This is a genomic window from Rhodobacter sp. CZR27, from assembly GCF_002407205.1.
Taxonomy (GTDB): domain Bacteria; phylum Pseudomonadota; class Alphaproteobacteria; order Rhodobacterales; family Rhodobacteraceae; genus Cereibacter_A.
In genome coordinates, this window is sequence record NZ_CP023548.1 from 3,024,310 (window position 1) to 3,046,432 (window position 22,123).

The following is a 22,123-nucleotide window of genomic DNA, read 5'->3' on the forward strand; positions in this document are numbered from 1 at the left end:
GCCAGAGCACGAACCAAGGAGAGACTCGATGGCGTTTCACGAAGTCCGGTTTCCCGACAACATCAGCCGCGGTGCCCGCGGCGGGCCGGAGCGGCGCACGCAGATCGTCGAGCTTGCCTCGGGCGACGAGGAGCGCAACGCCAGCTGGGCCAACTCGCGCCGTCGCTACGATGTCGCCTATGGCATCCGCCGCGCCGACGACCTGGCGGCGGTGGTCGCCTTCTTCGAGGCGCGAAACGGTCGCCTGCACGGTTTCCGGTTCAAGGACTGGGGCGACCACAAGTCCTGCCTGCCTTCGGGCACGCCATCGCCGACCGACCAGGCGATCGGCACCGGCGACGGCACGACGACCGCCTTCCAGCTGGTCAAGCGCTACGCCTCCGGCGCGCAATCCTGGACGCGCGCCATCGTCAAGCCGGTGGCAGGCTCCGTGCGCATCGCGCTCGGCGGGGTGGATCAACCCTCCGGCTGGTCGGTCGACACCGCCACCGGCGTCGTCACCTTCGGAGCCGCGCCGGGCGCTGGCGTCGCGATCACCGCGGGCTTCGAGTTCGACGTGCCGGTCCGCTTCGACACCGACGTGCTCGACGTGACGCTCGACCTCGAGCGACTCGGCTCGATCACCTCCATTCCGCTTCTGGAACTGCGCCGATGAAGACCCTCGTTCCCGCCCTGCAGGCCCATCTCGACGAGGGCACGACGACGCTCGCCTGGTGCTGGCGGATTGCCCGCGCCGACGGCGTCGCCTTCGGCTTTACCGATCACGACCGCACGCTGAGCTTCGACGGCACCGACTTCGAACCCGAGAGCGGGCTGACAGCCTCCGAGGTGCGGTCGGGATCGGACCTGTCGGTGGACGCGCAGGACGCCGAAGGCGTGCTGACCTCCGACCGGATCACCGAGACCGACATTCTCGACGGCCGCTGGGACAACGCGGACGTCGTGGTCTGGCGGGTGAACTGGGCGGACACCGGCCAGCGCGTACTGATCCGTCGCGGCGCCATCGGCCAGATCCGGCGCGGGCGGCTGGCCTTCGTCGCCGAAGTCCGCTCGCTCGCCCATGTGCTCGGCCAGACGGTCGGGCGAACCTTCCAGGCCAGCTGTGACGCGGCGCTCGGCGATGCGCGCTGCGGCGTCAATCTGGAGGACCCGGCCTTCAAGGGCACGGGCACCGTCATCGACATGCTGCGCGACCGGGCCTTCACCGCCTCGGGCCTCGGCGGTTTCGCCTCCGGCTGGTTCACCTTCGGCACGCTCGAATGGACCAACGGCGCAAACGCGGGGCGTATGACGGAAGTGCTGGGCCATGAGGTCACGGACGGCGGGGCGATCCTGACTCTGCTCGAGGCGCCGGTGCGCCCTATCGCCGAGGGCGACGCCTTCACCATCCGCGCGGGCTGCGACAAGCGGATGGAGACCTGCGGGGCGAAGTTCGCCAACACCGCCAACTTCCGCGGCTTCCCGCACATCCCTGGTCAGGACGCCGTCCTCCGCTATGCCACGAAGGACGGCGGTCACGAGGGGTCCGTCCTGTGACCTCCGCCGACCCCACGCGTGTCATCGCCATCGCGCGGTCCTGGCTCGGCACGCCGTACCACGACCAGGCAAGCCTGCGCGGTATCGGCTGTGACTGCCTCGGGCTGGCCCGCGGCGTCTGGCGTGATGTCGTCGGCCCCGAGCCATTCCCGATCCCGCCCTACAGCCGGGACTGGGGCGAGACCGGACCGCGCGAGGTTCTGGCCGAGGGCGCGCGGCGGATGATGATCGACGTGGCGCCCGCTGCGGCCGGGCCGGGCGCGCTGGTCCTTTTCCGCATGAGGCCCCGCGCCATCGCCAAGCATGTCGGGATCCTGACCGAGCCTGGCTCCTTCCTCCACGCCCATGAGCGGCTGGGCGTGATCGAGGAACCGCTCACCCCAACCTGGCGACGGCGCATCGCCTTCGCCTTGCTGTTTCCGCAACGCTGAGACCCCCCATGGCAACACTTGTCCTTGGTGCCGCTGGCGCCGCCATTGGCGGCAGCATCGGCGGCGCCATCCTCGGTGTCAGCGCCGCGACGATCGGCGGTTTCATCGGCTCGAGCATCGGCTCGGTGGTCGACAGCTGGATCATCTCGTCGCTGGCGCCCACGCAGCGCATAGAGGGCGCGCGGCTCGACACGCTGCGCATCACTTCAGCCACCGAAGGCGCAGTCATCCCCCGGCTCTATGGCCGCATGCGGCTGGGCGGCAACATCATCTGGGCGACGGATTTCCGCGAGGAGACGAAGACCACCACGCAGGGCGGCGGCAAGGGCGGCGGAGGCGGCAAGGTCAAGACCACCGAGTATCTGTACTACGCCAGCTTCGCCGTCGCCTTGTGCGAGGGGCCGATCACCGGCATCGGCCGCATCTGGGCTGACGGCAAGCCGATGGACCTCTCCGGCGTCACCTGGCGCTGGTATCCGGGCGACGAGGCGCAGACGGCGGACCCGTTCATCGCGGCGAAGATGGGTGCCGCCAACACCCCCGCCTATCGCGGTACGGCCTATGTGGTCTTCGAGGAACTCGCGCTCTCGACCTATGGCAACCGCCTGCCGCAGCTTTCCTTCGAGGTGTTCCGGCCGCTGGCCGACCCCGACACCGCCGAGGGACTGACCCGCGCCGTCACCATGATCCCGGCCTCGGGCGAATTCACCTACGCGACACAGGCGATCCGCAAGACCGATGGCGGCGTGACGGTGCCCGAGAACCTGAACGCGCTGGCCGACTCCACTGACATGGTGGAGGCGCTGGACCGGCTTCAGGCGATGGCGCCTGCGGTCGAGAGCGTCAGCCTCGTCGTGGCGTGGTTCGGCGACGACCTGCGCGCGGGATCGTGCAAGGTGCGGCCGGGTGTCGAGGTGTCGGCCAAGTCGACGACGCCCGCGAGTTGGTCGGTGAACGGCGTCAGCCGGGCCAGCGCCTTCCTCGTCAGCCGCGACGATCAGGACCGCCCCGTCTATGGCGGCACGCCGTCCGACTTCGCAGTGGTGCAGGCGATCCAGGAGATGAAGGCGCGCGGGCTGCGGGTGACCTTCTATCCGTTCATCCTGATGGACGTGCCGCCCGGCAACACGCTGCCGAACCCGTATTCCGACAACGCCGCGGAGACCGGTCAGCCAGTCTTCCCGTGGCGCGGACGGATCACCTGTTCTCCGGCAGCAGGGTTTGCCGGAACCGTGGACAAGACCGAAACGGCGGCAAGCCAGGTCGCCGCGCTGTTTGGCGCGGCTACGCCCGCCAGCTTCAGCGTCTCGGGTCAGTCCGTTTCGTGGGCCGGCTCTCCCGGCGACTGGGGCCTGCGACGGATGGTGCTGCACTACGCCCATCTCTGCGCGGCAGCGGGTGGCGTCGATGCGTTCCTGATCGGGACCGAGATGCCGGGGCTGACGACGATCCGCTCGGGCGCCAGCAGCTATCCGGCCGTGCAGGCGTATCGGGACCTCCTTGCGGATGTGCGCCTGATCCTCGGGTCCGGCACCAAGGTCGGCTATGCGGCGGACTGGTCGGAGTATTTCGGTCACCAGCCGGGTGACGGCTCAGGCGACGTGTTCTTTCATCTCGATCCGCTCTGGGCTGATCCGGAGATCGACTTCGTCGGGATCGACAACTACATGCCGCTCTCCGACTGGCGGGGCGGTTCGAGCATCTCGATGCAGCCGAGGGCTGGCCCGCGATCTACGACCGCGCCTACCTGCAAACCAATATCGCGGGCGGCGAAGGCTTCGGCTGGTTCTATGCCAGTGCGGCGGATCGCACCGGGCAGGTGCGGACCCCGATCACGGATGGCGCGGCGGCCAAGCCGTGGGTCTTTCGCTACAAGGATCTTCGCGCCTGGTGGTCGAACGCACACTACGACCGCCCGGGCGGTGTGGAGAGCGCGACGCCGACCGCGTGGGCGCCGCAGTCCAAGCCGATCTGGTTCACCGAGCTGGGCTGTCCCGCCATCGACCGAGGCGCGAACCAGCCCAACGTCTTCTTCGATCCGAAGTCGTCCGAGAGCTCCACGCCGCATTTCTCGCGGGGCTGGCGGGACGACGCCATCCAGCGCGCCTATCTCGAGGCGACCTATCTCTGGTGGGGCACCCCGGCGAACAACCCGGTGTCCTCGGTCTACGGCGGCCGGATGGTGCACGTGCCGGAATGCGCCGCCTGGACCTGGGACGCGCGGCCCTATCCGTTCTTCCCGGCGCTGACCGACGTCTGGACGGACGGCGCGAACTGGCGGCTCGGCCACTGGCTGACCGGGCGGCTCGGGGCAGTGTCACTGGCGGCGCTTGTCCGGCACCTTTGCCTGCGCGCGGGGCTGGGCGAGTCCCTGATCGACGTCACCGGGCTCTGGGGCGCGGTCGAGGGCTATGCCATCACGGCGCTCGAAAGCCCGCGCGCCTCCATCACCACGCTGTCGCGACACTTCGGCTTCGACGCCGTGGAGACCGAGGGAATGATCCGGTTTGTCATCCGCGGCCGGGCCTCCGTCGCGACCCTCACACCCGACGATCTGGTGGCCGCCCGCGAGGGCGACGTGCTGGAACTGACGCGCGGCCAGGAGACGGAACTGCCGCAGGCGCTGAAATGGCAGGTCGCCCGAGCCGACGAGGATTACGACGCCGCCCTCGTCGAGGCGCGGCGCATCACGGTGGACACGACCCGGATCGCCTCGGAATCCTTCCCGATGGCCGTGCCGCCCGAGGAAGCCGAGCGGCGCTGCCGCCGCGCGCTGATGGAGGCGTGGGTCGGGCGCGAGAGGGCGGCGTTCCGTCTGCCGCCCTCGCGGCTCGCGCTCGATCCGGCCGACGCGATCCGGCTGGCGCATGACGGGCGTCTGGTCGATCTGCGGCTGGTCTCCATCGCCGACGCCGAGGCCCGCGGCATCGAGGCGGTCCGCCAGGACAGAGCGACCTACGATTGCCGCCCGGCGATCCGCGCGCGGCGTCACTGACGCGCGCCGTGGTGTTCGGGGCGCCGGACGCGCTGCTGATGGACCTGCCGCAGCTGACCGAGGACCAGCCCGCACACCGGCCGCTGGTCGCCGCCCACGCGGTTCCCTGGCCGGGCGAGATGGCGGTGTTCCGCAGCCCCTCCACGGATGGCTTCGAGTTGTTGACCGCGTTCGGCAGTCGCGCCCGGATCGGGGCGCTGGTCTCGGATTTCTACGCAGGGCCCACCTCGCGCTTCGACCTCGGCAATGCGCTGGTGGTCGATCTGCTCACCGGCACGCTGGAAAGTGTCACCGACCTGACGCTGTTCGGCGGGGCGAACGCGCTGGCCATCGAGAGCGCGCCCGGCACCTGGGAGATCGTGCAGGCGGGCGCGGCAGAGCTTCTGGCACCGGGTCGATATCGTCTGACCCGGCTCCTGCGTGGCCAGCGCGGGACCGAGGGCACCATGGGCAACCCGGCGCCTGCTGGTGCCCGCGTCGTGGTGCTCGACGACAGCCTCGCGTCGCTGCCGATCGCCGAGGCCGACCTCGGCATCCCGTGGAACTGGCGCATCGGCCCGGCCAGCCGTCCGGTCAGCGACGAGACCTATGTGGCAAAGGCCTTCACACCTGAAGGCGTCGGGCTGCGGCCATTTTCGGTCACCCATGTCGAACAGCCATGGCGCGTGCCGCGCTCGCCCGGCGATCTCACCATCCGCTGGACCCGCCGGTCCCGCGCGCTGTCCGCCGACAGCTGGGGCGGGCTTGAGGTGCCGCTCGGCGAGGAGTTCGAAGCCTACGAGGTCGAGATCCTCGACGGCGCCACTGTGAAGCGGGTGCTGAGCACGACTACGACCAGCGTGGTCTACACCGCCGCCCAGCAGACCGCCGACTGGGGCGGGCCGCTCGGCCCCGGGGACACGCTCGACATCCGCATCTTCCAGCTCTCCGCCCTCGTCGGGCGGGGCGCGCCCGAGACCGTCACGCTCTTGTTCTGAAAGCCATCTCATGTCCGACGCCACGACCCATCTCCTGCTACCCTACATCCTGGCGGCGCAGGCCCAGAAGCATGTCACCCACAACGAGGCGCTGCGGATCCTCGACGGGCTCGTGCAGCTCTCCGTTCTCGACCGCGATCTGGCAGCACCCCCGGCGAGCCCCGCCGACGGCGACCGCTACATCGTCGGCTCGGGCGCGACGGGTGACTGGGCGGGCTGGGACCTGAATGTGGCGCTCTGGACGGACGGGGCGTGGCTACGTCTGCCGCCACGCACCGGCTGGCGCGCGTGGGTCGAGGACGAGCGCCTGCTGCTGGTCTACGACGGCACAGGCTGGATCGGAACGACACCCACGGCGCTGCAGAACATGGCGCTGCTCGGGATGGGGACGACGGCGGATGCATCGAACCCGTTCTCGGCCAAGCTCAACGCCGCGCTCTGGACCGCGAAGACCGTGGCCGAAGGCGGGACCGGTGATCTCTTCTACACCATGAACAAGGAGGCTGCGGCCGACGACCTAGGCCTCACGCTGCAGACCGGCTTCGTGACCAAGGCGCTGGTGGGCCTGTTCGGCTCCGACCGCTTCCGCCTTGCTGTCTCCGCCGACGGCAGCACCTTCTTCGACGGGCTGAGCGTAGACAACGCCACCGGCACCGTCGACCAGCCCCGCCTGCCGCGCTTCAAGGCCTACACCAACTACGACAACTATGTCGGCGTCGGGACCTGGACCAAGATCGGCCTCAACAATACCGACTACAACGATCAAGGGGCCTTCGACGCCGCGAACAACCACTTCGTCGCGCCCGTGGACGGCACCTACCTGTTCGGCGCGACGCTGCTCTACAAGGTCAACGCCAGTACCACCGCCCGCATGCGCGGGAGGCTCGTGCTGAACGGCACCACCGAAATCCGCGGCTCCCTCGGCGAAATCTCCGCCACCCATGTCTCGCTCGCCACCGCGATCTGGCTGCAGACCATGGTGCCGCTGACTGCGGGCGATACCGTCGAGCTGCAAGGGTATTTCCGGGTCGCGGACGGCTACTTCGCCGCCGATCACACGTCCTTCTGGGGCTGCAAGATTGGCTGAGCGGCGGAAGGAGGATCCGATGACACCACCCCGATCCGAGGGCTTCGTGCGCATGCCCGACGCCGAGTTCGAGGCGATCCTGACCCGGGCGGCCGAGGAAGGCGCGAAGCGTGCGCTCGCCGATGTCGGCCTCGACGGCGCCGAGGCCGCGCTCGACATCCGCGATCTGCGCTCCCTGGTCGACTGCATCCGGCTGGTGCGGCGCACCGCAATGCAGACCGCCGTTCGCATGATCACCACCGGCGTCATGCTGGCGCTGCTCGCGGGCATCGCCATCAAGCTCAAGATCTTCGGCAGCGGCCCGTAGCCGCGCCCGATCCCCATTCATCAGCCCGCAATGACCCGCCCTCGAGGCGGGTTTTTCGTTTTCGGAGGACCCCATGACGACGACCTTCCACCGCCATTGGCGTGATGTACCAGAGAGCGCGTGGCGCTGGCCGAACTTCAGCCCGGCCGAGATCGCCTGCCGGGGCACCGGCAAGCTGCTCGTCAACGAGCCCGCGCTCGACAAGCTGCAGGCGCTGCGCGATCGGCTGGGCAAGCCGCTGATCGTGCGTTCCGGCTATCGCAGCCCCGAGCATAACCGCGCGGTCGGTGGCGCCACGAGGTCGAAGCATCTGGACGGCGCCGCCTTCGATATCGCCATGGCCAACCAGGACCCGGTGGCGTTCGAGGCTGCGGCGCGCGAGGTCGGGTTCCTCGGCTTCGGGTTCTACCCGCGCTCGGGCTTCATCCATGTCGACCTTGGCCCCGCGCGCCAGTGGGGCGAGCGGTTCCCGGTCCGGGCTACCGCGTTTGCAGCGGAGACGCCCCCCGCACGCGAAGTGCTGGCCGACAGCCGCACCATGAAGGGTGGTGGCGCGGCAGGCTTGGCGACGCTGGGCGCTGCCGGGGTCGAGGTCGCGCAAAGCGTCTTGGCCGAGACCCAGACCGCCATCCTGCCGCTCGTGCCGTATCTCGACACATTGCGCTGGGTGTTCATCGCCGTGGCGCTCGGGGGCATCGCAGTCACGATCTACGCCCGTCTCGACGATTGGAAACGGGGGCAGCGATGATCGCCACCTTGCTCGGCGGCATCGCTGCGAGCCCATGGATGCGGGCCCCGCTGCGCTACGGCGCCATCGTCATAACCGTGCTCCTGTTTCTGCTTTCGCTTCGGCGGTCCGGCGAGCGAGCGGGACGCCTCGCCGAACGCCTTGAGACCACGGAGAAGGCAAATGATGTCCATCGCCGGATGCTGGAGGCGGCGGCTCGCCGCCCTCGCGATCGTAACGAGCTTGCTCAGCGGCTGCGCGACGGTTCGTTCTGAGAACGGGAGGCTGGCGACATGCCCGCCCGTGGTCGAGTATGGCAGGGAGTTCCAGGCGCGGGCGGCCGAGGAGTTGGCCCTGCTGCCACAGGGATCTGCGCTCGCTGAGATGTTTCGCGACTACGCTGTCATGCGCAACCAGGCGCGGGCCTGCGGATAGCGCAGCTCGGTCAGCAACGTCGCTCGATCACCACGGTGCTGGTTTCATGGCCCAGAAAGGAAAACGGCCCTTCCGCTCAGGATCGACGTGCGTTGTCGTCGCCAATCTCGATCTGAAGTTCTTCTGTTCGCAGCCAGATCGACAGGCTTTCCGTAGAGGCTTCCACCTGTTCCGGCTTCCGCAGGGCGCACTCCCATACCGTCGCCACGCGCCACCCGTCTTCGAGGAGTCTTGTGCGAACGGCGCTGTCTCGAGCGGTGTTCGCATCGAACTTCGCCCGCCAGAACTCCGGCCGGGTTGCCGGTACGGTCGCGTAGCGGCACCCCTCGTGTCGGTGCCAGAAGCAGCCGTGCACGAAGACCACGGCGCGGTGCTTCGGAAGGACAAGGTCCGGTCGACCGTGAACCTTTCCGGAATGAAGCCGGAAGCGGAACCCGCGCGCGTGCAATGCGCGCCTGAGAGCCAGCTCGGGCCTGGTGTTCTTTCCCCTGATTCCCGACATCATCCGGGAACGGGTCTGCTGGTCCACGATGTCGGTCATATCCGTCCTGGTCTTCGTCCCTGAACCTAGTATACACCGGCTAAATGAAATTCGTCAGGAGCCTGATTTGCCTTCCACTTTCGGCATTGTCGATCTGTTCGCCGGCCCGGGCGGACTTGGCGAGGGGTTCGCTTCCCTCGTCGAGGACGGCCATGCGCCGTTCCGGATCGGCATTTCGGTCGAGAAGGAGGCGTCGGCCCATCGGACCCTGACGCTGCGTGCCTTTCTGCGCGAGTACCGTGCACGTTATGGCGTTTTCCCGAAAGAGTTCATCGATTTCCATGCCGGGCTGGCATCCGAACCGGACTGGTCAGCCGTCGATGCCGAAGCGTGGCAGCATTCCATCGACGAAGCCCGCGCGCTTGAGCTCGGCACCGGGGCTGCGGCGACCGCCATTGATGGCGCCATCGCGACGCTGAAAGCAAAGTACGACGACACGATCCTGATCGGCGGCCCGCCCTGTCAGGCCTATTCCCTGGTGGGGCGTGTCCGTTCCAGAGGCAAGGTCGGCTACGTCCCGGAGGAGGATGCGCGGCACTACCTCTTTCGCGAGTACATCCGGGTCCTCGACAAGCTTCGCCCGGCCGCCTTCGCTATGGAAAACGTCAAGGGCATGCTTTCGTCGACCGTCGAGAGCCGGCTTGTCTTCGAGATGCTGATGGAGGATCTGTCCTCGCTCGGCACGGGTCACGCTCATCACTACGAACTTCGTGCCGTCCGGGTCGAGGATGGCAAGGCCAGCCTGCAGGAAGCGTCACAGCCCTCGGACTTCATCGTGCGCTCCGAGGCGTTCGGAGTCCCCCAGCGTCGCCACAGGGTGATCATCGTCGGCATCCGTTCGGACCTCGCAGGACGGGCTAGCGATGCCCAGATCGCTGTGTCGGGTAGAGTGCGGACCGTCCGCGATGTCATCGAAACGATGCCAACCTTGCGGAGCGGCATCAGCCGCGGGCTCGACGACGCGGCCGCTTGGCGGGAAGAAGTCCTCGGCGCCGCGAGCATGCTGGCCGGCATTTCCAAGGGGAAGGACGACCAGGCGCTCCGTGAGGCATTCCTGAGCGTTTCGGAGCGAGTGAAGGAAAACCCGCCTATCGTTCGGGCTGCGTCACGGTTGCCAGACGGCTACGGCACTTCAAACGATGAGTTGCTGCAGTGGATCGAGCGACCGGAACTTCGCGCGATCGCTCAGCACGAGACGCGCGGGCACATGGCGTCGGACCTAGGCCGCTACCTGTGTGCTGCCGTGTTCGGGACCGTCCACGGCTACAGCCCGAAGGCCGCCGATTTCCCTCTGGTGCTCAGCCCCGATCACCGGAACTGGCACAGCGGTGTGTTCAATGACCGCTTCCGGGTTCAGCTGGCGGACGAGGCATCGACCACGGTTACGAGCCACATCTCGAAGGATGGCCACTACTTCATTCACCCCGATCCCATCCAGTGCCGGAGCCTGACGGTTCGCGAAGCTGCTCGTCTGCAGACCTTTCCCGACGATTACCTGTTCCTCGGCAACCGCACGCAGCAGTATGTCCAGGTCGGAAACGCTGTGCCGCCGCTCCTGGCACGTCAGATCGCAGCGGTTGTGCACGCCACGCTTCAAAAAACCAGCACCCAGCGAACGCAGACGTTCGTTTCAGCGAACGATTGACAATCGTTCGCTCAGTTGAGATATATCGTTCGCGCCAGCATACGGCGCTGTGTGTAACTCATCTGGATAGCGCGTAGGGGCGAGGCAAATCCCGAGCAGAAGCGTCGTTGGGCCCAGTCCACGGCGGGTCTGTGGAGATGTCTCTTCGACTGCGACCGCATTCCCTTCCAGATCATCGCGGAGAACCCATGTCGCTCTCATCCCTTCTTAAGGACCTGCGCGTCCAATCGGGCCAATCTCTCCAGCAGGTCGCCGAAAAGGTCGGTTCGTCCAAGGCCTACCTGTCCGAGCTCGAACGCGGCGTGGCGAAGAACCCGGGCATCGACGTGCTGAAGGCGCTCGCCCACAACTACGGCGTTTCCGTTGCGACGCTGATTGGCGAAGCTGACGCGGCGCCGTTGCCACCGCCCGTGGCCGGTCAGGTCGAGGCATGGGTCGGCAACATCCGGAAGGAGCAGGCTGCCGGGCTGGATCTCGAAACCGCGGCAAACGAGGCCCGCGCGTCCTTCGAGCGACTTCTTGGCCCGCTCGACCCGCAGCACGAGGCGAACTGGAAGGCGGCTGTCAGCGAGCTTGAAGCCGCTTTCGAGCGGAAGATCGAGTATCTTGGCAACTATTCGCTCCGCAAGCCGCGACGGCCGCACTGGTATGACGGTCCGCGCGCGGGCGATCTGCACTGGCCGAAGCTCGAGGCCTTCCTGCTGTCTCGCAAGGGCTGGTCGAAGGAGACCGTTGCGAGCATCGACGCAACATCGACCGAGGTAGTCTCGCTTCTCGAAAATCCTGCCCAGAGCGAGTTCCGGGGTCGAGGACTGGTGGTCGGCTATGTTCAGAGTGGGAAGACTGCCAACATGGAGGCGGTCATCGCCAAGGCGGTCGATGCCGGGTACCGCTTCGTGATCATCCTGACTGGCATGACAAATTCGCTGCGAACGCAGACTCAGGATCGCATCGAATCCGATCTGGTCGAGCGCAACAAGTACGGGTGGCACAGCCACACCACAAGCGACTCCGACTTCCGGAAGCCGGCGAGTAAGTGGTTTTCGATTATGGACCCGGTGCAGATCGCTGCCGTGAAGAAGAATGTGGCGCCACTTGAAGCGCTTCTCGGCACGATCGAGAAGACGCCGCCAACGCACCGCGCGCGCATGCCTGTGCTTATTGTAGATGACGAATGCGATCAGGCCGGCGTCAATTCGACCGGCAGTCAGTACAACATGACGGCGATCAACGCGCTCATCCGCAAGATTCTCGCGGCACTGCCGAAGGTCCAATACGTCGGATACACGGCGACGCCCTTTGCAAACGTGCTGATCAACCCGGAGAAGCCGACCGGCGGCCTGGACGACCTATATCCCGAGGACTTCATCACGAGCCTGCCAAAGCCCGAAGGCTATTTCGGTCCGGAGAGCCTGTTCGGGCGCGACCCGATCGATGCCGATGACGAGAAACCGGAGGAGTCCGGACTCGACATGATCCGTGGGGTCGATGACGCCGAGGTAGCCCTCGTCCGTCCACCGTCAGCAAAGGACCGGTTCACCTTTGAGCCCGGCATCCCGAAATCGCTCGACAAGGCGCTTTCCTACTTCGTGCTTGCAACCGCCGCCCGCTATGTACGTGGGCAGTCGCGCCAGCACAGTTCGATGCTGGTGCACACGACGGTCTACACGCACCCGCATCACGCGCTTGCCGACAAGATCGCGGCCTGGCAGAAAGGGCTCGCCAAGAAGATCTCGAAGGGCGACGAGAAGACGTTCGATCGACTTGAGAAGCTCTGGCTCGAAGAGGTGGCCAAGGTCGATGCGGGTCGCTTCGGCCTTGCGCCGACATCGTTCAGCGCGCTGAAGCCTGAGCTCGAGAAGGTCCTCGATGACATCGCGATCGTGGTCGAGAACAGCGACAGCGAGACGCGGCTCGACTACGCGTCGGGGCCGAAGAAGTACATCGTGGTCGGCGGCTCGGTGCTCGCGCGTGGTCTCACAATTGAGGGGCTGGTCGTCAGCTACTTCGTGCGCTCATCGAACCAGTACGACACCCTCCTTCAGATGGGCCGATGGTTCGGATATCGGCCCGGTTACGAGGACCTCCCGCGGATCTGGATGACCGACGACCTGCGGACATCGTTCCGCGATCTGGCGACGGTCGAGGCCGAGATCCGGGCCGACATTCAGCAGTACCGCAAACGCGAGGTGACACCGGCGGATTTCTCGATCCGGGTGCGACGCATTCCTGGATTGGCCATCACCGCTGCCAAGAAGATGTATGCGGCCAAGGCATGCGACGTGAGCTTCTCGGGAGAGCACATCCAGACCATACGCTTCCCGCACCGTGACGAGGACTTTCTTCGGCACAACTGGGAGGCTGCGGCCGAGCTGGTCGATGCGGCAGCGAGCCAAGGTATCAAGCCTGCGCGGCGCGGCCGTCTGATCGAAGGCGTATCCTTCGATCTCGCCATGAAGTTTCTGGAGACTTACAGAAGTGACCAGCGCGATCTGATCTCGGGAAAGCTGTTGGAATACATCCGGCTCGAGGCGAGTCGGGCCGATCAGCCGTACGAAACCTGGAACATCGCGATCGTCGAAACAGGCGGAACCCGCCGCTCCGTTGAGCCGCTTGGTGCCTTCGGCAATGTCGGCCTCGTCAATCGGGCACGCCTCAAGGGACTGACACGCGACGGTCTCGCCGACATCAAGGCTCTGATGTCGCGGGACGACGTGCTTATGGACGTCACCGGCTCGCCCGATGACAGGTCTTGGGACAGCGTTAAGGAATTCCGTCAGGCGCTGGTCGGTGACCGGATTCCACTGCTGCTCCTTTACGCAATCGATGAGGCGTCGGTACCGAGGTCTGAGAAGCTGCGCGAACCGCTCGGCGCGGTGCGCGACATGCTGGGAATTGGCCTCGTTCTGCCAGAGCGGGGCGCAAAGACAAGTTATGTCCGCGTCCCGATCAACCAGGACGACGGCGACGAGGAGGACGTTCAGGCAGACATCGACGGCGATGCCGGACAGGCTGCGAAATGACGGACGGAACCCGTGCGGGCATCGGCTGGGAACGCCTGCGGCAGGAGTCAGGTGCGCAGGCGAGTGATCTGGGCGTGCCCTCCCTGGTGCTTGACGCCTCGGCTGGCGCTGGCCCCGCCCGCCTCGCGATAGGAGCTGAGCGCGAAGCGCGGCTTCTTGTCCCGCTCGCAGCCGGTGAGCGGTTCCCGATGGTCCACGATACGCACGGTCTTGAACTCAGGGACAGCGTGCTTCTGCTGCAGGGACAGCCGGTCCGGTTCATCGATGTCGCCTGCCGCGGCGAGCGTCTCGAGGCCGTCTTCGAGAAGCTGGTCGATGAAATCGTTCGGCGCCTGAGGGGGGGCGCCGCGCCGGCGAACGCGCTCGAGGATGCAATCACCGACTTTCGCAATCTCCTCTCGGGCGCTAACCGCGAGCGTCCTTCGATCGAAACCGCACTCGGGCTGATTGGCGAGCTCATCATCCTGAACCGGCTACTTCTTGTTGATCCCGACGCCTGGCAACTCTGGACCGGGCCGGCTGGCGGCCGTCACGACTTCCGTGGCGGTGACCGGGCAATCGAGGTCAAGACTTCGCTTCGTGCCCAGTCCCGGATCGTGGAGGTATCTGCAATTGACCAGCTGGCAGCGCCCCCCGGCGGACATCTGCTGCTCGCGCACTGCGTGCTCGAGTATGACGGGGCGGGGCCTCTTTCGGTTGTGGGTGAGGCGACGCATGCGTGCACGATCGCAAGCGATCCTGCCGCCGTGGCCGATCGGCTCGCCCTGCTCGGATACGATCAGGCCCAGGCCGATGAGTGGTCCTCGTTCAGGTTCTCCCTGTTCTCGCAGGAGCTCTATTCGGTGACCGACGGCTTTCCGCGGCTCACTCCCGCCTCGTTTGCGGAGGGAGAACTGCCGGTCGGGGTCAGCCACTTCCGCTACCGGGTGAATCTCGATTTTGCGTCGGAGTTTCGAGTCCGGCCCGCCGAGGCCGACAATGCGCTTCAGGAGATAGTGTCATGTCTAAGCCCCTGAGTCTCCATGCGGAATGCTTCGCGGCTGCAGGTGGCATGGCTGCCGACGGCATGAAGAAGCTTCTGGGCACACCTGCGCTGTCCCTGCTGGAGACGGTGGTGAGGGAGACGGTCCAGAACAGCTGGGATGCACGGCTCGTCGAGTCCGGCGTCGGCTACAGGATTGGCTTGCGAGAGCTGCGGCCCGAGGAGGCTGCCATTCTCCGCGATGAGATTCTCGCCAAGCTCCCTTCGTCCAAGGAGTCCGCAGACCCACTGCTTGCCTACCTTTCCTCGAAGCATCCGGTCGTCATGGAGATTTCCGACTGGAGGACCCGTGGCCTCGGCGGTCCATCTCGGGCGAACGTGCTGCCGAAGCCAGGAGAGCACAACGACTTCGTGAATTTCGTGCGCAACATGGGTGCCCGTCGTGACATGGCGGGCGGTGGCGGCACTTATGGTTACGGGAAGAGTTCGCTCTATCAGCTCAGTCGATGTGCCACGGTCCTCGTTGACTCGGTCTCGCTGACTCCTTCCGCGCGGATCGTTCACCGCTTCATTGGATGCCACTTGGGCGATGCCCACGACAGCAAGCGCCATGGCCGGCTGACCGGCCGCCACTGGTGGGGCGTGGCCGATGCCGACGACGCGAACGTGGTCGATCCGGTTACTGGTCGCAACGCCGTTCGGCTGCGGAAGGCGCTCGGGCTTCCTGATCGGGGAGCCGACGCCACGGGAACAACGCTGGTCGTGCTCGCCCCCGATCTCGAGGACCGCCCGCTCGAGGCGGTTGCGACCGAAATCCAGGAGGCGCTTCTCTGGTACCTCTGGCCAAAGATGCTCCTCGGCGCCGATGGCCAAAGGGCCATGGCCATCGAGGTCGAACTCAACGGAGAGCTGTTGCCGCTTCCGGCACCCGAAGATTTCCCGCCACTCGACCTGTTCGTTGAGGCCTATCGCGCTGTGAAGGCTGGAGGGCCAAACCTGAACAGGATCGCTTCCGAGCGGCCCATCCAGCACCTTGGCCTCTGCTCCATCAGACGCGGCTTCAGGAGGCCTCGACAGTTTCTAGGCGACCCCGCTGAAAGCATCATCCCGGCCACCAGTGCGCACATAGCGCTCATGCGTCCGGTTGAACTGGTCGTGAAGTACATAGAGGGCACCCACCTGCCAGGGGACACCGTCGAATGGGCCGGGGTCTTCATCTGTGACGACGATCCCGTAGTTGAGCAAGCTTTCGCCGACGCTGAGCCACCTGCCCACGACGACTGGATCCCGGACAAGATGCCGAAGAGCTGGGCAAAGACCTTCGTGCGGGTTGCGCTGGCAAGGCTGAAGTACCTCGCGGCATCATACGCATATCCGGCTTCGTCCTCCACGTCCGGAGCATCCGAGCAGCCACCGCTTGCCAAGGCGGCCGACCTTCTCGGCAGCTGCATGCCCGCAATCGGAGGTACGGGCGGCGGTGGCGGCGGGTCGCGCGGCCGCGGAAATGGCCGAGGCGGCGGTGGTCGCGGCGGAGGCCGCAGCTGGCGGGTCAGCGAGCCACGTTTCGTAGCGTTGCAGGAAGGCGCTACCGGGGCCGAAGCGCTCTTCGAGATCGACGTGGACAACAATACGGAGCGGGCAATCCGCCTCACCGCCATACCTGCTCCTGTGATCGATGGTGTCTTGGCAGGTCCGGACGAGGGTGACGTCGTCGTCACGTTCGTCTGCTGGGAAGATCAGGACGGCAATCAGCTGACCACATCGCCTGAGCTGCTCGCAACGCCGGACGAGAGTGGCAGCTATCGTGCGCGGATCATCGTGCCTGATGTTGCAGCGGCCGGAGTGCGAGTGGCGGCAGCTGAGCAGGCACCATCATGACGGCCATTGCCTATCCCTTCCTTCGTCCCGGCCCCGACCGGATCAGTGCCGGGCCCTGGCTCGTCACGCGTGACGGCGAACCCTGCGTCTTCGCGGACGGCCACCTCGATCACTTTGACTACTCGACCAACCTCGAGGCAGTTCGTCATTTCAAAGTCGATGTGGAAGGGGTAGCCGCTGACACCGGGCTAAAGGCCGACGAGATCAGGCTCCTCTGCGTCGTCACTTTCGGCACCGGTGGCCGCCGCCTCCAGCGCGCGAGAAGAATTGTTACCCGGGAAGTGATCCAAGCCGGCCGCGAGGCTGCTGTACTGGCGCTAGCAATCGATGGTCGCGAGGTCTCAGAGCTCTTCGTGCTCACGACCGAAATCATCCTTCTTTCGTCGGGTACGGTCCGTCGCCGGGTCTCGCCAGTCACGACAGGTGCAAGACTTTGGCGAGACGAATTCCGCGCCGCGGTGGAACCGCTCGGTGCGCGCTTCCCGATGGAAGCCGTGAGCTTTGCGACTGTTTTCCCCACCGGCCATGGTGATGCACTCTGGTACCTCGACTGGTCACCGCAGACCCTCCACCATGACTTCGCGACGTCGGTCCGACTGCTGATCAACCTGGACAGGCCGGCCTTTGTGGAAGCCGTGCAGCAAGCGGACGAGGTCACACTGAGGATGCTAATGTGCTCGGTAACCACCCAGATGGTCAGGTCGGCCATCGATCTCGATCATTTTCCGCTGGACCAAGCGGAGGCCAGCCCTTCGTCGGTATCAGCGGTGATCGAGGCATGGGTGGAACAGGCATTCCCCGGACAGTCGGCGGAGGCTGTGCGGACGCTGGCACAGCATGACCCTTCACGCTTCGAGCTCGCGATCGGAAGCCTCTTTGCAGGAGAGTTCGGCAATGAGTGAGTTCCTCCTCATGCCCCGCCTCGACAACCACGGCGTTCGGCGACTGATTGGCATGCCAGACTTGCTGCGAACAGGCTCCATCAGCGAGCGAATGGAGGCGGCCGGCACTTCGGTCTCATATGCGTCCAGTGGCGGATCGCGAGCCGACGCGGCCGATCTGACAGAACTCCAAGAGCAAATCGGTGCCCTTGCCAAACGCTTCGGATTTCCGAACGAGGGTCGAGCCGCCGGCAGGGCCTCGTTCGATGCAGAATGTGCGCAGTGGCTGGTGGAGGCTCCCATCATCAGCGGCGGTGAGGCGTTGCGGGATGATGTCTGGGCATTCGTTGCATGTTGTATCGCCCCGGAGGTGGTGCTCTGGCGCTTCGAGGACGGCCACGCTGACCGCTTCCATGGTGGTCTGCGCAACACCTTCCAGCGGCTCTGGCTCCGAGCACGTTCGCTGGATCGGGGCGCAGGAGCGCCGCAACGGTGGCAACTCGTCGAGGCGCTGTCGGAGGATGCGGTGGTTCAGATTGTGGAAAGGCCATCCATCGGGGGCGACCCCATGCTCGCTCGCGCAGTTGCAGAAGCTTGGCTCGCGACCGCGAACCGGATTGGTGCGCGCCGAATGGAAGATGTGACTCGCCGAGCGGTGCGAAGAATCAGGATCGACAACGAGATTACGTGCCTAGCCTCGTTGGGTGAGCCAGAGCTTGTCAGCCGACTGCAGGGATTTTTCGACGAGGCGGCGTTATGACCTTCGCGGCAACAAGATTGCTTGCAAGGTCACCTGAGGCCGAAGCGAAGTAGTCAGTAGCCCCAGCCAGAGCTGACGGGGGGATCGCCAAGCGGATCTTCAAGCTCGTCGACTGCCGGGAACAGATCACCTTCGCCCGCAAAGGATTTCGCGGCATCCAGTCCTGTTCGACGATCAATCTCGGCCAACCGTGAATCTACCCACTGCAGCATTCGGCCCAGATCCGAGTCGACGGATAGGCTGTCTTCTTGCGGCAGGCTGGAGATCCACTCGCGGATTTCTTGGGCCTCCCGACGCAGCTCAATTATCTGCCGCAAGCGAGAAAGTCGCGTCTCCTCGCGCTTGAGGCGGGCCTGCGCCAGCTGTCGCCGGTGCTGCAGAATCTTCCACTGTCTCTCGCGCTCCTCACGCTCTTCGCGGCGCACGCGAATGGTCTCGAGAATGAGTTCTATGCCTGCGACTATTTCGGGGACCATCCGTTCCACGCGTTGCGTCTTGCCGTCACCCCACGTCTTCCGCAGGCCGTCTGCCCACGCATCGATCGAGAACACGAGTTCGCCGGTCCACTCGGTCACATATTCCGGTGTAGAGCGTCAACCTCCTTGGCCGTGACCGACAACCAGGATGGCCGGTTTTGACCGCTGCGGTCGTTGGTGTTAGTCGGCGCTGATCTCCCTCTGCTTGTCGTTGATGTTGTCGGTGGCTTCGACGCCGATGTTGTCGCTGGAGGTTGTCGGCGCAGCGACAGGCTCCGTGGATCGGCGTCGTGCGGCGGCGCGTCGGCGGAAGCTCTCGCCGTTCATCTCGAGGATGGTCGCGTGGTGAACCAGCCGGTCGATGGCGGCGACGGTCATGGCCTGATCGGGGAAGACGCGGTTCCAGGCGCTGAAGGGCTGGTTGGCGGCGATGGCGAGGCTTCTGGTCTCGTAGCGCCGGGCGATGAGCTCGAAGAGCACCGAGCTCTCGGCCTGGTCCTTCTGGGCGTAGGTGATGTCGTCGAGGATAATCAGGTCGAATTTGTCGAGCTTCGCGAGGGCGGCCTCAAGGACGAGGTCGCGGCGCGCGGCCTGCAGCCTCTGCACGATGTCGGTGGTGGGGGTGTAGAGGACGCGCTTGCCGGCCTCGACGAGGGCATGGCCGATGGCACAGAGAACGTGGCTCTTGCCGGCGCCCGAGTTGCCGATGGCGATGAGATTGGCGCCGGTCTCAACCCAATCCCCGGCGGCCAACGCCTCGATGCGGGCCCGGGTCACGCCGGACAGCGCCTTGAAGTCAAGCGTTGCCAGCGTCTTGCCGCCGGGAAGTTCGGACTGCTGCAGATGGCGCTGGATGCGGCGGGCATCGCGATCGGCGAGCTCGACCTCGGCCAGGGCTGCGAGGAAGCGCGAGGCGGGCCAGCCCTCGGCGTCGGCACGCTCGGCGAGCATCGGCCAGTGGCGCTGGATGCTGGGCAGGCGCAGAGCCGTGAGCATGGCGGGCAACGCATGCACATCGACGGGGTGCGGGGCAGCGGCGGTCATGCGCGCGCCTCCAGCAGCTCGTCGAAGCGGGCCAGATCGGTGAGGTTGACGGGCGTGTCGTCGGGCAGCTCGCGCCGACGCGGCTCCAGCTTGCTCCTTAGCGCATGGGCTTCGGGCAATTCGCCATGACCGAGGGTGTGGGCAATCAGCGCGGCCAGTTCAGCCTCGCAGCCCTCCGCATGGGCAAGCCACAGCAGATCGACCATGCGACGGCAGGCGTCGCGGCGCGGCAAGGCGGCGGACAACGCAACCCAGGCCTCGGCGTATTCCGATCGCGGGAACAGGCCGTCGCGGTAAACGGAACCGGCCAGCGCCTGCGGCTTGCGGCGCAGGGCGTGGATGACAGGGCGATAGTTGACGCAGTGGACGCGGGCGCCGTCATCGCGGCCGCGACGGCGGGGGTGCGTGACGACAGGGGTCGCTCCGAGAAAGGCCTCGATCCGGTCGTCGTAGACATGGACCCGCAGGCGCTTGCCGATCAGCTGCGAGGGTGCCGAGTAGAAGACCTGGTGGACCAGAAAGCCCCCGGTCTTCGTGACCCGCGCGACCACTTCGGTGAAGTCTGTGGTGCGCCGGGCCGGCAGCGGCCTGAGCGCCGCCATCTCGATGCGCACCGCGGACTCGCGCCGGCGGTTGCGTCGGGCGACCAGTTCATCGACGAAGCGGCGCCAGCTGGCGAGATCGGCGAAGTCGCGGGAGCCACGCAGGATCAGGGCCTGGTCGAGGGCGACCTTCAGGTGGTTGTTGTGGGCCTCGACCGATCCGTTCTCGTGCGCCTCGCCCGGGTTGTTGCGGCTGGCGAGCATGCCGTAGTGGGCGCAGAACGCCTGATAGCGGCTGGTGACATCGGCCGCCGCTTCGGTGTCGAGGTTCCGGTAAGCTGCGGACAGGCTGTCGGTTCGGTGCTCGTGCGGGACGCCGCCAAGGGTCCAGAGTGCGTTCTGGAGGTTCTCGGCCAGCGCCGGGAAGCTCTCGCCGCCCAGCACCACGGCGGCATGTTCCCAGCCGCTGTAGGCCAGGACGAAGTGGTAGAGGCGCTGCTCCAGCGGCTGCCCCGCGATCGTCACGCAGAGTTCGTTCGCATCGGTGAAGTCCGACAGGGCCATCCGGCCGGGCTCGGGCGTCTGACGGAAGATCACGTCGCGCTCGGGGCCGTTCAGGGCACGCCAGTCGCGGACGCGCCGCTCGAGCGTCCGGCGCACGCGGTCGTCCGGGAAAGCCTCCGGGTCGCTCATCTGAAGGTGCCGCAGCAGGGTCACGGCCTGAACGGCCGGATCACGCGCGAGGATCGGCAGCAGCACCGGCTCCCACACCGCCTCGAGCGGGTCGGGCACGGTGCGGCCCCGGGGGGCCGGACGTTGCGAGGGAAGGCGCGGATCGGCATCGATGCGGCGGGCGGTGCGCTCGCTGAAGCCGGCGCGGGCGGCGGCGACACGCTGGCTGTGCTGGAGACGGTCGGTCATGTAGACTCTCAATTGCTGGTCGGTGACGGGTTTGCCCGGCACGGTCGGATCTCCGTTTGGACGCAGAGATCCCGATCCTACCGGCCCGCAGCGGCCAGCACCCACCCTTCTCCCCCGAAACGAGGGCCAGCCGCTGGGTTCAGCCTCCGGGACGGGCTACGCCCGTCCTCCGGCTCAACCCAGCGGCCAACTTGCCTGACGGTGTCGGACAACTTGGTTGTCGCTCATCAGTCCGGCCAGGGTGGACTGCTGCCGAACGAAATACTGTTCCAATCGTTGCGTCGAAGGGACCGTGCCTGTTTCTCTTTCCGCTTCTCCTCCCGAGCGACTTCTTCTGGGGTCGGTACGTATTTCAGCCTTCTCGTTCGTTCGAGCAGGGTGAAGCTGATCTTGTCCGCGCCCTTCTGAACGGACATCTTCTCCCCGTCCGCTGTCAGGCTCAGCCCGACCTCGTCGAGCGTCCGCGCCAACGCGTCGAGGAAGAAGCAAGCCCGTTCGGCGGACGCAGCGCCGACGATCACGCCACACTGGCCTGGCGCCGTGGCGCTGAGGACGCCCTCCTTGTCCGGCTTCCTGGTCCGAAGGAACTTCACCGTTGTCGCCACCGAGGCGTGTGGGTTTTCCATCAGAGGCATTGGGGATTCTGGCGTCGCCTTGATGGTAGCAGCCCGGACTTCCCGCTCAGCCTTTCGCTTGCGGGCGAGTTCGGCGACGCTGTCGGGAAGAGCTGAGGTGGCCCCGCGGATGCTTACCCGATCGAGGCTTCGATCCCTCAGTTCGAGGAACGGCGGCACTTTCGGTTGTTCTCCGGCTGCTACCTTGGCCCAGTACCCCCGCGGCGGTACGGGAATACGATGACGACTGCAGACCTTCGCGAGCCCCCGGTCCGATATCCCGAATTCCTGTGCAAGCGCTGTCATCGGTTTGCTCCAGAC

General features: G+C 66.2%; 18 protein-coding genes and 1 pseudogene. 14 read left to right on the top strand and 5 right to left on the bottom strand.

Annotated elements, in window-relative coordinates:
* The first annotated feature begins 28 nt into the window (after nucleotides 1-28).
* The 8 genes and pseudogenes from CK951_RS14730 to CK951_RS14765 all read left to right on the top strand — a co-directional run bounded on the left by CK951_RS14730 (nucleotide 29) and on the right by CK951_RS14765 (nucleotide 8,335).
* Nucleotides 29-655, top strand: a complete 627-nt coding sequence (locus CK951_RS14730; RefSeq protein ID WP_096786853.1) for a DUF2460 domain-containing protein — start codon at nucleotides 29-31, stop codon at nucleotides 653-655.
* Nucleotides 652-1,536 (top strand): DUF2163 domain-containing protein, encoded by an 885-nt coding sequence (locus CK951_RS14735; protein ID WP_096786854.1) that lies wholly within the window; start codon nucleotides 652-654, stop codon nucleotides 1,534-1,536. The genes CK951_RS14730 and CK951_RS14735 overlap by 4 nt, the downstream gene beginning before the upstream one ends.
* Entirely contained in the window at nucleotides 1,533-1,967 is a 435-nt protein-coding gene (locus CK951_RS14740; RefSeq protein ID WP_096786855.1) for an NlpC/P60 family protein, read from the top strand. Before CK951_RS14735 ends, CK951_RS14740 begins: the two co-directional genes overlap by 4 nt.
* 8 nt (nucleotides 1,968-1,975) lie before the next feature.
* Nucleotides 1,976-5,939 (top strand): annotated as a pseudogene (locus CK951_RS14745) (glycoside hydrolase TIM-barrel-like domain-containing protein).
* A 10-nt stretch (nucleotides 5,940-5,949) separates the two neighbouring features.
* Nucleotides 5,950-7,026 carry a DUF2793 domain-containing protein gene (locus CK951_RS14750; protein WP_096786856.1) on the top strand — a complete coding sequence of 359 codons (1,077 nt, stop codon included), beginning with the start codon at nucleotides 5,950-5,952 and terminating at the stop codon, nucleotides 7,024-7,026.
* A 19-nt stretch (nucleotides 7,027-7,045) separates the two neighbouring features.
* Nucleotides 7,046-7,333 (top strand): DUF6127 family protein, encoded by a 288-nt coding sequence (locus CK951_RS14755; protein WP_096786857.1) that lies wholly within the window; start codon nucleotides 7,046-7,048, stop codon nucleotides 7,331-7,333.
* Between the two features lie 73 nt (nucleotides 7,334-7,406).
* Nucleotides 7,407-8,081 (top strand): D-Ala-D-Ala carboxypeptidase family metallohydrolase, encoded by a 675-nt coding sequence (locus CK951_RS14760; protein WP_096786858.1) that lies wholly within the window; start codon nucleotides 7,407-7,409, stop codon nucleotides 8,079-8,081.
* Nucleotides 8,078-8,335 (top strand): hypothetical protein, encoded by a 258-nt coding sequence (locus CK951_RS14765; protein ID WP_096786859.1) that lies wholly within the window; start codon nucleotides 8,078-8,080, stop codon nucleotides 8,333-8,335. The genes CK951_RS14760 and CK951_RS14765 overlap by 4 nt, the downstream gene beginning before the upstream one ends.
* 236 nt (nucleotides 8,336-8,571) lie before the next feature.
* Here CK951_RS14765 and CK951_RS14775 read toward each other — a convergent pair whose 3' ends face one another.
* Nucleotides 8,572-9,036, bottom strand: coding sequence for a very short patch repair endonuclease (locus CK951_RS14775; RefSeq protein WP_096786861.1), 465 nt, complete (start codon nucleotides 9,034-9,036; stop codon nucleotides 8,572-8,574).
* 67 nt (nucleotides 9,037-9,103) lie between these two features.
* Between CK951_RS14775 and CK951_RS14780 the strand changes: the two genes are divergently transcribed.
* The 6 genes from CK951_RS14780 to CK951_RS14805 all read left to right on the top strand — a co-directional run bounded on the left by CK951_RS14780 (nucleotide 9,104) and on the right by CK951_RS14805 (nucleotide 18,205).
* On the top strand, nucleotides 9,104-10,681 hold the full coding sequence (locus CK951_RS14780) for a DNA cytosine methyltransferase (RefSeq protein WP_096786862.1): 1,578 nt from the start codon (nucleotides 9,104-9,106) through the stop codon (nucleotides 10,679-10,681).
* Between the two features lie 188 nt (nucleotides 10,682-10,869).
* On the top strand, nucleotides 10,870-13,704 hold the full coding sequence (locus CK951_RS14785) for a Z1 domain-containing protein (protein ID WP_198402361.1): 2,835 nt from the start codon (nucleotides 10,870-10,872) through the stop codon (nucleotides 13,702-13,704).
* On the top strand, nucleotides 13,701-14,720 hold the full coding sequence (locus tag CK951_RS14790; protein WP_096786864.1) for a PD-(D/E)XK motif protein: 1,020 nt from the start codon (nucleotides 13,701-13,703) through the stop codon (nucleotides 14,718-14,720). Before CK951_RS14785 ends, CK951_RS14790 begins: the two co-directional genes overlap by 4 nt.
* Nucleotides 14,705-16,564 (top strand): hypothetical protein, encoded by a 1,860-nt coding sequence (locus tag CK951_RS14795; RefSeq protein ID WP_096786865.1) that lies wholly within the window; start codon nucleotides 14,705-14,707, stop codon nucleotides 16,562-16,564. The genes CK951_RS14790 and CK951_RS14795 overlap by 16 nt, the downstream gene beginning before the upstream one ends.
* Nucleotides 16,561-17,466 carry a hypothetical protein gene (locus tag CK951_RS14800; RefSeq protein ID WP_096786866.1) on the top strand — a complete coding sequence of 302 codons (906 nt, stop codon included), beginning with the start codon at nucleotides 16,561-16,563 and terminating at the stop codon, nucleotides 17,464-17,466. Before CK951_RS14795 ends, CK951_RS14800 begins: the two co-directional genes overlap by 4 nt.
* Entirely contained in the window at nucleotides 17,459-18,205 is a 747-nt protein-coding gene (locus CK951_RS14805) for a hypothetical protein (protein WP_096786867.1), read from the top strand. Before CK951_RS14800 ends, CK951_RS14805 begins: the two co-directional genes overlap by 8 nt.
* 53 nt (nucleotides 18,206-18,258) lie before the next feature.
* Here the strand turns inward: CK951_RS14805 and CK951_RS14810 are convergent, their stop codons facing one another.
* From CK951_RS14810 to CK951_RS14825, 4 genes are all read right to left on the bottom strand, one after another.
* A complete protein-coding gene (locus CK951_RS14810; protein WP_232520636.1) occupies nucleotides 18,259-18,780 on the bottom strand; it encodes a hypothetical protein in 522 nt (173 codons plus the stop codon).
* 81 nt (nucleotides 18,781-18,861) lie between these two features.
* Complete coding sequence (gene istB / locus CK951_RS14815) at nucleotides 18,862-19,725, bottom strand: IS21-like element helper ATPase IstB (RefSeq protein WP_096784779.1); 864 nt, start codon at nucleotides 19,723-19,725, stop codon at nucleotides 18,862-18,864.
* Nucleotides 19,722-21,188 carry an IS21 family transposase gene (gene istA / locus CK951_RS14820; RefSeq protein ID WP_157764584.1) on the bottom strand — a complete coding sequence of 489 codons (1,467 nt, stop codon included), beginning with the start codon at nucleotides 21,186-21,188 and terminating at the stop codon, nucleotides 19,722-19,724. Before istA ends, istB begins: the two co-directional genes overlap by 4 nt.
* Before the next feature lie 227 nt (nucleotides 21,189-21,415).
* Nucleotides 21,416-22,108: a hypothetical protein gene (locus tag CK951_RS14825; protein ID WP_232520637.1), complete on the bottom strand. Its 693-nt coding sequence runs from the start codon at nucleotides 22,106-22,108 to the stop codon at nucleotides 21,416-21,418.
* Between the last annotated feature and the right edge of the window lie 15 nt (nucleotides 22,109-22,123).